The organism is Candidatus Pelagibacter sp. PS_43 (genome assembly GCF_059417795.1).
Map to the genome: position 1 here is coordinate 548022 of NZ_CM182066.1, position 12793 is coordinate 560814.

At 26.6% G+C, this 12793-nt stretch carries 13 protein-coding genes and 2 tRNA genes; 3 read left to right on the forward strand and 12 right to left on the reverse strand.

Annotation, left to right across the window (positions count from 1 at the left end):
- Window positions 1-4 precede the first annotated feature (4 nt).
- From AC5SLL_RS03030 to AC5SLL_RS03065, 8 genes are all read right to left on the reverse strand, one after another.
- Window positions 5-2128 (reverse strand): glycosyltransferase, encoded by a 2124-nt coding sequence (locus tag AC5SLL_RS03030; protein ID WP_494587002.1) that lies wholly within the window; start codon window positions 2126-2128, stop codon window positions 5-7.
- A complete protein-coding gene (locus tag AC5SLL_RS03035) occupies window positions 2125-2361 on the reverse strand; it encodes a GIY-YIG nuclease family protein (RefSeq protein WP_494578734.1) in 237 nt (78 codons plus the stop codon). Before AC5SLL_RS03035 ends, AC5SLL_RS03030 begins: the two co-directional genes overlap by 4 nt.
- A 26-nt stretch (window positions 2362-2387) precedes the next feature.
- Window positions 2388-2462: transfer RNA gene (locus AC5SLL_RS03040), tRNA-Glu, on the reverse strand.
- Window positions 2463-2511: 49 nt separating this feature from the next.
- The gene (gene recJ / locus AC5SLL_RS03045; RefSeq protein ID WP_494587003.1) at window positions 2512-4206 is read right to left on the reverse strand and encodes a single-stranded-DNA-specific exonuclease RecJ; all 1695 of its coding nucleotides are present in this window, start codon (window positions 4204-4206) and stop codon (window positions 2512-2514) included.
- Complete coding sequence (gene glpX, locus AC5SLL_RS03050) at window positions 4203-5150, reverse strand: class II fructose-bisphosphatase (RefSeq protein ID WP_494587004.1); 948 nt, start codon at window positions 5148-5150, stop codon at window positions 4203-4205. Before glpX ends, recJ begins: the two co-directional genes overlap by 4 nt.
- Window positions 5150-6142: a putative transporter gene (locus AC5SLL_RS03055; RefSeq protein ID WP_494587005.1), complete on the reverse strand. Its 993-nt coding sequence runs from the start codon at window positions 6140-6142 to the stop codon at window positions 5150-5152. Before AC5SLL_RS03055 ends, glpX begins: the two co-directional genes overlap by 1 nt.
- 3 nt (window positions 6143-6145) lie before the next feature.
- Window positions 6146-6427: an ETC complex I subunit gene (locus AC5SLL_RS03060; RefSeq protein WP_494573696.1), complete on the reverse strand. Its 282-nt coding sequence runs from the start codon at window positions 6425-6427 to the stop codon at window positions 6146-6148.
- Between the two features lie 4 nt (window positions 6428-6431).
- A tRNA-Pro gene (locus AC5SLL_RS03065) sits at window positions 6432-6508 on the reverse strand.
- Between the two features lie 93 nt (window positions 6509-6601).
- On the opposite strand from AC5SLL_RS03065, the gene AC5SLL_RS03070 reads away from it, so the two are divergent.
- From AC5SLL_RS03070 to AC5SLL_RS03080, 3 genes are read left to right on the forward strand one after another with little or no spacing between them, the layout of a single operon-like run.
- Window positions 6602-7063: a zinc-ribbon domain-containing protein gene (locus AC5SLL_RS03070; protein ID WP_494587006.1), complete on the forward strand. Its 462-nt coding sequence runs from the start codon at window positions 6602-6604 to the stop codon at window positions 7061-7063.
- A gap of 3 nt (window positions 7064-7066) precedes the next feature.
- Window positions 7067-8239, forward strand: a complete 1173-nt coding sequence (nhaA, locus tag AC5SLL_RS03075) for a Na+/H+ antiporter NhaA (protein WP_494587007.1) — start codon at window positions 7067-7069, stop codon at window positions 8237-8239.
- Between the two features lie 45 nt (window positions 8240-8284).
- Window positions 8285-8797 carry a glutathione peroxidase gene (locus AC5SLL_RS03080; protein WP_494587008.1) on the forward strand — a complete coding sequence of 171 codons (513 nt, stop codon included), beginning with the start codon at window positions 8285-8287 and terminating at the stop codon, window positions 8795-8797.
- On the opposite strand, the gene AC5SLL_RS03085 is transcribed toward AC5SLL_RS03080, so the two are convergent.
- Genes AC5SLL_RS03085 through AC5SLL_RS03100 form a run of 4 tightly spaced genes read right to left on the reverse strand, consistent with a single transcriptional unit; the run spans window position 8792 to window position 12793 of the window.
- Window positions 8792-9565 (reverse strand): MBL fold metallo-hydrolase, encoded by a 774-nt coding sequence (locus AC5SLL_RS03085; RefSeq protein WP_494587009.1) that lies wholly within the window; start codon window positions 9563-9565, stop codon window positions 8792-8794. The genes AC5SLL_RS03080 and AC5SLL_RS03085 overlap by 6 nt on opposite strands.
- Window positions 9565-10329 (reverse strand): TatD family hydrolase, encoded by a 765-nt coding sequence (locus AC5SLL_RS03090; protein ID WP_494587010.1) that lies wholly within the window; start codon window positions 10327-10329, stop codon window positions 9565-9567. Before AC5SLL_RS03090 ends, AC5SLL_RS03085 begins: the two co-directional genes overlap by 1 nt.
- Window positions 10322-11860 carry a methionine--tRNA ligase gene (gene metG, locus AC5SLL_RS03095; protein ID WP_494587011.1) on the reverse strand — a complete coding sequence of 513 codons (1539 nt, stop codon included), beginning with the start codon at window positions 11858-11860 and terminating at the stop codon, window positions 10322-10324. The genes AC5SLL_RS03090 and metG overlap by 8 nt, the downstream gene beginning before the upstream one ends.
- Window positions 11861-12793: a DNA polymerase III delta subunit-related protein gene (locus tag AC5SLL_RS03100; protein WP_494587012.1), complete on the reverse strand. Its 933-nt coding sequence runs from the start codon at window positions 12791-12793 to the stop codon at window positions 11861-11863.

The following is a 12793-nucleotide window of genomic DNA, read 5'->3' on the forward strand; positions in this document are numbered from 1 at the left end:
TAAATTATAATCCTTCCCACACAAAACTATTTTTACTTTTTATATCTAATGTTTTAGATAAAATAAAATCAGCAACTATAGTTGAATTTATATATCTTAAATAAAAATCCCTACCATTTTTTGCTATTTTTTTTCTTTCTTTGTCGTCTTTCTTATATTTATTGATTTTAAAACTAAGGTCATCAATGTCTTGATAACTTATAAAGGTTTTTTTTGGTAAAAAATCTTCAAATTGAGTTATTTTATTAACAAATGTAAGTAGTCCATTACCAAATAGTTGCGCCACACGATCACTACTATAATATTTAGTAGCCGGCCCTCTGCTTAAATTAAGCCCCATTGAAGAATTGGATATTCTTGATAAAAAATCATCTCCCCAGACTGGCTGCACATTGTTCATGCCATATAAATCAAATTTGATAAGTTTGTTTTTATTAATAAGTTTATTTATAAATAATTCCCTATCATCATACTTGCCTATTTTTAACGAACCTCGATGTACTCCATGACTCATTGCAAAGAAAATATCGTTATTACAATTTTTTTCATAATTTTTTAATGTTTCAAAAGAATGATCTGAAGGATTTGGAATGAAAAAAGAATTTTTAATTTTATCTCTTAATATTTTTGGGTCAGTAGTCAAAAATGTTGCATCTAAATATTTTGCTTTATCATTAATTCTTTCATTATTTTTAACGTAATCTGGTCCTTTTTTCACTATAGGGTCTAAAAACCATTGGCATATTTTTAAGTTTTTATTTGAATCTTTTAATTCTTGTAAGGTATTATTTTCAACAGCATCTGCATGACCTAAAATAATACAATCAGCTTTAAAATTTTTATATGTTTTAATAATTGAATTTTGTAAACTTTTTTTCCCACTAATATCTTGTAAAGATTTATTTTTATTAATTATATCTCTATCACTTATAGCTAAAACATTATGACCTAATCTAACAAATCCATTTTGTAATCTTTTTCCTGTATTGTAATGTAAACGACCATTAAAACGTTGGTTGAAATTTGTTATATGAATAATTTTTAGTGGATATTTCTTTTTGATATAAAAATTTTTTATTTCTTTAGATAGGAAAGCTTTTCTTAAGTTATCAATAATATCAGAAACATATTTGTGAGTGTAAATAAAATTATTGTAATTTTCTTTTTGAGTTTTTAACAATTTTTTTTTATCTTTAATAAGACTATCAATAATATTAAATAAACTGATGTGATTTAATTTTTTTAAAATTATTGCTGAATTACTTGTTTCAGGTAAGCCTCCTCTTCCACTAATTATAACAGCTGAACCTCTGCTAGCAGCTTCTAAGCTTGTTCTACCAAAAGGTTCCTCCCATCTAGAACACACCACAGAAATACTAATTTCTTTTAGACTATTTAATATATATTCATTATTCTTAAAACCTAATATTTTTAAATTTTTGTGTTTAAATGATAATCTCTCTCTTGGTTCATCTCCAAAAACTTTAGCAGACCAATTAGGATATTTATCTAATATTCTAATTATAGCCTGACCAAAAACATCATATCCCTTAGCTTTATTTAATTTTCCAACAAAAGATATAATATTTTTTTTATTTTTAAAATTAATCTTAGTTTTTGATGATGACTGAAAACAAACAGATGTTTTATTAAGTAAATTTTTTTGATTTGATAAACCAATAAAAAAACGTTTTTGTGACCATGTACTATTAAATATAATCTTATCTAAATTATTTAATAAATAAATACGCTCATTAATTGATTTGGAACCATTCATTGATAGAGGATCATTGTGAAAATATAAAAACAATTTATTTATATATTTTTGTTTAATTATTTTTATATAATTTGGCCTATTGTGAACCTCTATAATTTCTGTATTTAATTTCTTTTGAGCCTTAAGAAAAGTTTCAACATAAATTTTACTAGTACTTTGAAATATTTTTTTATTTAACTTTAAGTTTATATAATTTTTTGATAATTTTTTTTTTGATTGTGTGTTACCAAAAATAAGAATATCTTTTTTAAAATAACTGATTTTTGTAATATCGTTTACAAATAATGATACAGCACCTGCATATTGAGGTGAATAATTTTCTTTATAAGGCAATAATATAGAAATTTTCATTTATTATATTTTTCTAAAATCTCTTTTCTTAATACTTTATTGTGTTTTAATTTATATTCAAATGACATTGCTTCATTTTTACTTTTAAATTTTTTTTTATAAATTAATTTCCACTTGTAACCTTTAGTAGATTTTGCGCCTTTATTGGAATTGTGTTTATTTAATCTTTTATCAATATCTATAGTATATCCAACATAACTCTTTTTAGTCCCTGGAGTGATAGATTTAAGCATATATGTAAAGTAATACATAAGGGGTATGGCGGTCCCTGGGGGAATCGAACCCCCCTTTGCAGGATGAAAACCAGCTGTCCTAACCGATAGACGAAGGGACCACGTTGTGATCTTTTATTTTAAAAGTCATTATTTATCAAGCGCAATAAACTATAGCGTAATGTCTCTAATAGTTAATTGTAGAGTTTTTTTATTATTCCATATGCTTTCACTTATTTGCCCTATAACATTAATATTTTTTTTATACCCTATTAAAAAATCGGCCATCTTAGTATTAATAGAATTAAAGGATATCGATTTAATAGAAAATCCTGTTTTTGACTTTAATATCAATGATATGTGGCTGTTATTCAATATTTTAGATTTTAGTATTGTTAAATCTTTTATTAAAAATGTCGGTAACGTGTTTCCAGTTCCAAAAGGTTCTATTTTTTTTAAATTTTCATAAAATTCTTGCTTTAAAGAATGAGATGAAATTTCTGAGTCATAATAAAAAGTATTATTTCTAAAATTTATATTTTTTTTAAAATCTTCCAATATATAATTAGTAAATATTTTAAGATTTTCTTTAGTCAAAGTAAATCCAGCGGCCATATTATGACCTCCTCCTCCAATTATTATATTTTCATCTAACAAATTCTTAATAACACGTCCAATATTATAATTATAAACAGATCTTGCAGATCCTTTTAATAAATCATTTGATGAAGTGATAACAATAGCTGGTTTGTTAAAAAATTCTTTCAATCTTGCTGCAATAATTCCAATCAAACCCTCATTAATATTTGGACTATAGTAGATGATTACATCTTTGTTATTCTCTTCGATTTTTTTAAAATTAATCTCATTTAATATTAAACCTTCAATATGTTTTCTTTTTTCATTCAATTTTATTAAATCTTTACACTTATCATTTATGATTTTATCATTCGGTGATGATAGTACCTCCGTAGCATATTCAGATTTGCCCAATCTTCCACCAGCATTTAAAATTGGTCCAATTAAATAGCCAAGATCATTAATACTAATTTTGTTTTTCTTATTATTTAATTCAAATAATGTTTTAATTGGCAGATTTTTTTCTATATCAAAATTATTAAGAGCATTTATTGCAATCAATCTATTGAGTTTTCTTATAGGCATTACATCACATACTGTAGCTAATAAAACATAAATCAAATAATCTTTAATTATGGTGTTACACTTGATTTCTTTAATTAATAGATCTAGGAAAAAATAAGAAAGTGTTGTTGCACATAAATAATCATATTCATTATAACCATTATTTTTTTTTGGATTTATAATTGAGTTAGCATCAGGAAACGGTTTATTAATTTCATGGTGATCAATTATTAGAGACTTTATTTTTTTTTCATTTAAAAAATCAATAGCCTCATTAGATGTTGAGCCACAGTCAACCATGATAACTAGTTTTGGATTTCTTAATATTAATTTTTGAAAAAGTTTTTTAGTTGCACCGTAGCCATCTTTTTCTCTATCAGGTATATAATAAAAATATGGGTGTTTTATATCCTCAAGAAATTTAACAAATAATGATGTTGCTGCAGACCCATCCACATCATAGTCACCTAAAATACATATTTTTTCTTTTTTATTTATAGACTCTAAAACTAGTTGAACTGATCTTTTAAAATCATCTGTATTAAGGAAAACATTATTAAGATTAAGATTGTTATTTATTGAGGCAATTTCTTCTTCATTAAATTTTCTTGAAATAATTAATCTGGATAAAATATCATTAAAACCATAATCTTGCTTTAACTTGTTTACTAAATTTTGATTAATTTTTACTTCTTCCCAGTTTTTACCCGAAACTGAAATCATTCTTCAAGAATATTGGATCTTTTTAATATTTCCCTAAAATTAGTATTTTTATGTGTAACTAGAGTTTCTGAATTATACCTATTACCTTGTATGTGAATACCGGATAAAACCTCACTAGAAGTTATTCCTGTTGCACAGAAAATCGAATCTCCCTTAACAATTTCCTTTAATTCATATTTTTTATCTAAATCTTTAATACCCATTAGTTTTGCTTCATTAATATCTTTATCATTATCAAAAATAAATCTTCCTTGAAAATGACAATTAAAAGCATCAAGAGCAGAAGCTGCCAAAACGCCTTCTGGACCACCGCCAATACCTAAAAATATATCTACATTATATTTAGGGTTTGAAACATATAAAGCACCCAAAACATCTCCATCAGTAATAAGTTTAATTTTAACGTTAAGCTGTTTTAGTTCTTCAATAATTCTTTTATGTCTCGGCCTATCCATTACACAAGCTGTTATAGATGAAATGTCTTTATTTAAAAATTCTGCTAAATTAGAAATATTTTTCTTTATTGAAAAATCAAGATCAATTAAACCCTTTTCTATATTACCAGTAGCAATTTTATCCATATATGTTTCTGGTGCATTAAAAAGATTTCCCTTTTCAGAAACAGCTATAACAGATATCGCACCAGGTAAATTATTTGCTGCAAAATTTGTTCCTTCGAGGGGATCTACCGCAATATCAAACTCGGGTCCTTTTTTGTTTCCTAATTTTTCTCCTGTATATAAAAGTGGTGCCTCATCTAATGCTCCTTCACCTATAACAATAGTGCCATTCATATCTATTTTATTAAGCTCAATTCTCATAGCATCCACAGCGGCTTGATCAGCTGCAATCTTATCTTTTTTTCCAACTAAATAAGATGAAGCCAATGCTGCTCTAGATGAAACATTTACAAAGTGTTCAATATACTTTTTGTCTAATGACATTAAACTTTTTCTTCAACTATTTTTGATAAATTAATTTTGGTTTCAAATTCTCTCAATCTTTTATAAACACTTGCTAATTCTATAATAGTTGGCCATGCTTTTATAAGATACTGCATTGAACCTTCAACTCTACCAAAGGCTCTAATAATCTGCTGCATAACTCCTAGTGTTACTACACCTGCAACAATAGCTGGGGCTAAAAAAACATAAGCAGACAATACATTAGCCTGCAAATAAGCCATTCTCCCAATATTAAAATAAAGATAACGTAAATATTTTAAATAATGGATTGAACGAACATCTTCAAATAATTCATTAATTGTTTTTGGTCTTATGTTGCCATCATCTTCGGCTATTACTAATATTTTTCTATATGCAGCTTCTTTTTTTTGTACATCATATTCGACACCAACAAGTCTTAATAGCCAGCCTAAACCTATTAAAAATATAGTCCCACCAATAGTCCACAAAAGAGCACCCGTAATTAATCCATATTGCCAATCCCCAAAAAAGAAAATTGGTATACCAATTGATAGCCCTAATAATATTGGAATAAATTGGATTAAAAGCATTACTGACTCTATAAATGAAGTGCCAAGATCTTCCATATAACGAGTAAATTTAATTGTGTCTTCTTGTACTCTCTGTGATGCACCTTCAATTTTACCAGCTTTGTCGTAGACTGTATGGTACCACTCAACCATTGAAGCTCTCCATCTAAATAAAAAGTGCGAAGTAAAAAAAATAATGACAACATAAAGAGCAATATAAACACCTGCTAGTGAAATAAACGATACTAAAGTAGCCCAATATTCTTCAATAGTTATTGCATTAGGTTTAGCAAGAGCTTTTTGAATCATGTCGTAAAAAACACCAAACCACTCATTAATTTTTACATCAATTATAACTTGTACCCATAATGATAATAGAATTGTAAATGACCCAACCCACGACCACAAAAACCATTTTCTTAATTTAAAAAATCTAAACATATTTTATTTTAAAAAATTATCTGCGTATGACTTTTTAATAGTTTTTCTTTTTTGAGGTTCGATAATTTCAAAATCTATTTTATTTTTTTTTGCATATTCAATGGCTAACTCTTTTGTAGAAAATTCTAAATTTAATTCTGATAATGTATCTGAACTAGATTCCCATCCCATTAAGGGATTTAATCCCGAGTCATTTGTTTCAAATCTAATAAGCCATTTATCAGATTTACCAAGTCCAGACTGCATTGAGTTTTTTGTTGGAATATAAATTATTGCTTTTTTCATATAATGGTCGGGGCGGCAGGATTTGAACCTGCGACCCTCTGGTCCCAAACCAGATGCGCTACCAGGCTGCGCTACGCCCCGATTGAGGTACTAATACATTAGATATTCATAATTTCAAAGAATAAAGAACATCAAAAATAAGGCTTTTTAACAAGAATCGTATATACAGACTATATGATCGTTCAATGTAACAATTGTCATAAAAAGTTTGATTTAGATGCCAATCTAATTCCAGAAGAAGGTCGTCTGTTACAGTGTAGTGCTTGTAACAATACATGGTTTTTCAAAAAAAAAATAGAGACACCTCAAGAATTAACTAAACTTGAAATTCAAAATAATAAAGAAGAAGAGATTATATCTCCAAAAGAGGATCATGTAAATTCTTCTGAAAAATCCTCAAATGATGAAATAAAAAATGTTAAAGAAGAAAAAATTATTGAACCCCTGCCTGATAAAAAAAATTATAGAATATTAAATATATTAGTTGTCTCAATAATATCTTTTGCTGCTTTTATTATTATTATAGATACTTTTAAAACACCTTTAGGAAAAATTGTCCCAGATACTGAACTTTTACTTTATAATTTGTATGAAACATTTAGGGATATAGGTCTATTTATTCGTGATTTATTCTAATTTATGATCAAAACTTTATCAAAGCCCTTTAAATGGTTTTTTCGATTGGAGGCAGCAAGTGGATTAGTTTTATTGATTGCTGCAATAATCGCTCTTGTAATAAGTAATTCAAATCTAAGTGAATTATATTTTAATACGCTTGAACAATATTTATTTATTGGTGTAAATAATTTTGGCCTAAAACTTTCTGTTCATCATTGGATTAACGACTTGCTAATGGCTGTTTTTTTCTTTTTCGTTACTTTAGAAATTAAAAGAGAATTTATACAAGGTGAGCTTTCTAATTTAAAAAAAGCACTACTTCCAATCATAGGTGCGGTTGGAGGGATGGTAATTCCTGCACTAGTTTATGTTTCAATAAATCTTGGTAATTCAGAAACATTAAATGGTTGGGCTATACCCTCAGCAACAGATATTGCTTTCTCTTTAGGTATATTATCTTTATTAGGATCAAGAGTTCCAATTTCATTAAAGATTTTTTTAACTGCTCTGGCAATTATTGATGATCTTGGTGCTATATTAATTATTGCTTTTTTCTATTCAGGAGATCTAAGTATTAGTTATTTAAGTTTAATTTTGATTTCTTATATTTTGTTACTAATATTAAATAAGTTTGGAATTAAGAAATTTATTCCTTATTTGATAATTGGATCCTTTATGTGGTTTTTTACTTACAAATCTGGCATTCATGCAACTATTGCAGGTGTTTTACTTGCATCAACAATACCTCATAGAGCTAAAGAAAAAGACTTTTCTTTATTAATTAAACTTGAGCACGCAATAAGCCCTTATGTAGCCTTCATCATTATGCCAATATTTGCTTTTGCAAATGCTGGTGTTAATTTAACAGGATTATCATTTTCTAGTTTGTTGGCCCCTGTTCCATTGGGTATACTTTTAGGACTATTTGTTGGTAAGCAAGTTGGCGTGATGGTTATATCATATCTTGCAGTAAAATTAGGGGCAGCACAAATGCCCGATAAGTCTAACTGGTTAAGTTTATATGGTGTTTCAATATTAACTGGTATTGGTTTTACTATGAGTTTGTTTGTTGGAAATTTAGCATTTGTTGAAAATACTCAGTATATGGATGGTGTAAAAATTGGTGTTCTTTCTGGTTCTCTTTTATCAACTATATTTGGCTATTTTATTTTATTATATGCCTCTAAAAAATAGATTATGTATAATAGTAAATATTTCATAATTATATTAACAATATTAATGTTCTCTTTTTTTAACAATGTTGATGCAAAATATGAAAAAATATTTTTTGATCATACGATCAAAAATATAAACAATGAAGTTATTGATTTAAATCAATACAAAGGAAAAACTATTTTACTAGTAAACGTAGCTAGTAAGTGTGGTTTTACAAAACAATATACTGGACTGCAGGAACTATTCGAAAAATATAGAGATAAAGGTTTTTATGTTATAGGAGTTCCATCAAATCAATTTGGAGGTCAAGAACCAGGATCTAATGCAGAAATTAAAGATTTTTGTGAAACTAATTTTAACATTACTTTTCCATTGACAGATAAGGTTGATGTTAAAGGAGACAATGCTCACGAAATATATAAATGGGCAAAAAAAAATTATGGAACCTCAACAGTTCCAAAATGGAATTTTCATAAAATATTGATTAATAAAGAGGGTAAAATAGAAGACACTTTTAATTCTTTTGTAACCCCTATGTCCGGAAAAATTATTAATAAGATAGAGTCTGTATTATAAATTTACTGTTAATCCATCAAAACCAGGAATAACTTTTTTTGGTAATTTTTTTTTTAACTTATCATAATCAAGATCGCTATGCATATTTGTCAAAATTGTTTTTTTTGGTGAAAGATCTTTAACCAGCTCTAAGACTTGATCTAGATTAAAATGAGCAGAATGATTTCTATACCATAAGCAATCAATAATTAAATAATCAATTTTTTTTAATTTTTTATAATCTTTTTTAAAAAATAAACTTATATCGCTAGCATATGCTAATTTTTTATTAATTATATAACAAACACTTTTAATTTTACCATGCTCAACTGGAATGGATTCAATTAAAATTTTTTTATTCTTATTAATAAAGATATGCTTACTTTTAAGAGAGTTAATCTTTAGTGTTGATGGGTATCCATGTGATGATTTAAAACAATAACCAAAAGTTGATAGCAAATATTTAGCTGTAAGATTATCCGCATATACAGGAATTTGTTGTTTATTAATCAGAAAAAAAGGTCTTAAATCATTAATACCATGAGTTTGATCGGCATGTAGATGTGTATAAAAAACTCTATTAATATTTTTGATTTTATTTTGTAAAAGTTGTGTTCTTAAATCAGGAGAGGTATCAATTAAGATGTTTTGATTGTCAAATTTAATCAAGGCAGAACATCGTGTTCTAAAGTTTTTTTTATTTTTTAAATCACAATTACCAGAATAACCATCCGCTCTAGGTACACCCATTGAACTCCCGCTACCGAGTATGACAAATTTAACTGACATTAAAAATCAAAAAGTCTATTGAAATTATCAGTTGTCAAATCTGACATATCTTTAATAGTTTGATTTTTAATTAAAGATAATTTTTCGAGTGTATATTTAACAAAGCTAGGTTCATTTTTTTTTCCTCTCATAGGTATAGGGGCTAAGAAAGGACTATCAGTTTCTACAAGAAGTTTATCTAAGGGAATAGTTTTAAATGTTTCTTGTAACTCAAGACTATTCTTAAATGTGATTATTCCACTTGCAGAAAAAAATGCATTTAAATCTAATAATCTATTTGCAAAAGTTGTAGAGCCCGTAAAACAATGCATTAAAATTTTTAATCCTTGTGATTTGTAAGATTTTAGAATTTGATAAGTTTCTTCCTCTGCCTCCCTTGAATGAATAATAATAGGCTTATCAAGAGCTATTGCAGCATCAATATGTGCCTTAAAACAACTTATTTGCTTTTCTCTATCACTATGGTCATAAAAAAAATCTAATCCTGTTTCTCCAACTCCAATTATCTTGTCATTTTGGCTAACTTCTTTGATTATGAAATTTTTATCTACTGATAAATTTACGTTAGCTTCATGAGGATGAATTCCAAATGTTCCATATATAATTGGATCTCTTTTTATAATTTCTTTAATTCTATTAAAACTATCTAATGTAGTGCATATTGTTAACAATTTAGTTATGCCCACCTCTTTTGACCTTTTAATAACTTCGTCCAAATTTTCTAAAAGTGGTTCATGATCTAAGTGACAATGTGAATCAATCATTTTTTTCAATTTTTTTAAACAAAATATCAATTTTATTAATTATCTCTCCAGACTTAAGAAAATTATTTTCTCCTATAGAATTAAAGTCAATGTCTCCTTCTTTAAGACCAAATATATTTAGAGCTTTGATGGCTGAGTCTGGAATAATAGGATAAAGCATGAAAGTAATTTTTCTAATCATTTCAAGAGATGTATATATTATTGTAGCAAGTCTTTGTGATTCATCTTTTTTTTTCCAAGGTTCTTGATCATTAAAGTATTTATTTGCTTCAAATAGTGCATTAATAATAAAGTTAATATAGTAATTTATGTTTTGATTATCAATTTCTTTACGTATTAATGACATATTATCTGAAAATTTATTTAACATTAATAAATCCTCCTCAATAAAATTTTTGATATCAGGAACTTTGGATTGACAATTTTTTTCAGCAAATGCTGTAACTCTTTGGCATAAATTGCCATAATTATTTGCAAGATCACTATTAATACAATCTTCCAACCTGTCTTGAGAAATATTACCGTCATTACCAAAAGAAACCTCTTTAATTAAATAATATCTCAAGGGGTCAAGGCCATAAGTTTCAATAATATCAAGAGGGTCAAGGATATTACCTTTTGATTTTGACATTTTTTCATCACCAGATAAAATCCAACCATGACCATAAACTTTATTTGGTAATGTAATTTTGGCTGCCATTAAAAAGGCTGGCCAGTAGACAGCATGGAATCTTAATATATCTTTGCCTATTAAGTGAACTGAGGCAGGCCAAAAATTTTTAAACAAATCATCATCTGTATTTGGATAATTTAAAGCACTAATATAGTTAGTTAATGCATCTAACCAAACATAGATAACATGTTCTGGATTATTTGGAACTTTAATTCCCCAAGAAAAAGCTTTACGACTTATTGATAAATCTTTTAAACCACTTTTAACAAAACTGATGACTTCATTTTTTCTAGATTTTGGTGAAATAAAATCTGGGTTATTCTTATAATATTCAAGCAACTTATCCTGCCATTTAGATAAACGAAAAAAATAAGATTCTTCTTCAATCCATTCAACTAGGGATCCAGATGAAGTAGCTATCTTATTATCTTCTTTTTCAGAAATTTCTTCTTCGGTGTAGAAAGCTTCGTCTGAAACAGAATACCACCCTGAATATTTAGACAAGTAGATATCATCATTTTTCTCAAGTTGTGACCATAAATATTGGACTGTTTTTTTATGCCTATCTTCAGTAGTTCTAATAAAATCAGTATTAGATAAATTTAATGTATTAGATAAATTTCTAAACGTTTGACTTATTTCATCACAAAAAATTTGAGGATCTATATTTTTACTTTCAGCTGCTCTTTGAATCTTTAAGCCATGTTCATCTGTGCCAGTTAAAAAATGTACATTAAAACCATCAATACGTTTAAATCTAGCAAAAAAATCAGCTGCTATACTTGAGTATGCGTGCCCCATGTGTGGCTTCGCTGAAGGATAATATATTGGTGTAGTAATATAAAAATTTTTATTCATTTATAATACTTTTGATTTAAATTCTAAAAATAAACTCTCTTCATCAAGATTGAATTTTTCGGTATTATTAATTTTTTGAATAAAACTTTGATAAAAATTTAATAAAAAATTTTTATTATTTGATGTTTTATATCTTTTTAATAAAAATAATTCGATAAAATTAATTAACAAATTTTTAATAAATATATTTTTTTTATAATACATATTTTCAATAATTAAACTTATTATAGAAGAAACATCATGGTCTCTAAGATTAATTTGTTTTTCTTCTGCAAATTGAATTAATTTAATAATTTCACCAGGAGTACAATAATAATTAATCAAATCATAATTTAATTCATTTAAAATATTTTGATTAAGTATTTGATTGCATATGTTGACAGTTTCATCAAAAGAAAAGTGAATTTTAAACGTTATACATCTAGATTTTAAAGTAGGTAGAATATTTTTTTCACTATTAGCTATTAAGATAAAATAAATATTTTCATTAGGCTCTTCTATAATTTTAAGTAAAGCATTTATAGAATTTTTATTAAGATACTCAACATTATCAATCATAATAAATCGATCTTGATTATTAAAAGTAGATTTATTTGTATAAGAGATCATTCCTCTTATCTGAGCAACATCTATATTTTTTTTCTCAGCCAGTAAATCAATCAAATAAAAATTTGGATGAGAATTATTCTGTAATAACTTGAAGGATTTATTTTCAGAATTAATCTTATTTTCAATTAAATCATATTTTAATTCTTCATCTTTTGATAAAAAAAAATTGACTAAATGATAGGCAAAAGTGGATTTACCTGAACCTTTTTTGCCCGATAATAAAATCTTATTAGGCATTTTTCTATTATTATAAAGTTGAATAATTTCTTTAAAAAAATATTTATAGCCATAAATTGACGTATTTTCTGAAGGTTGTAAATTCAT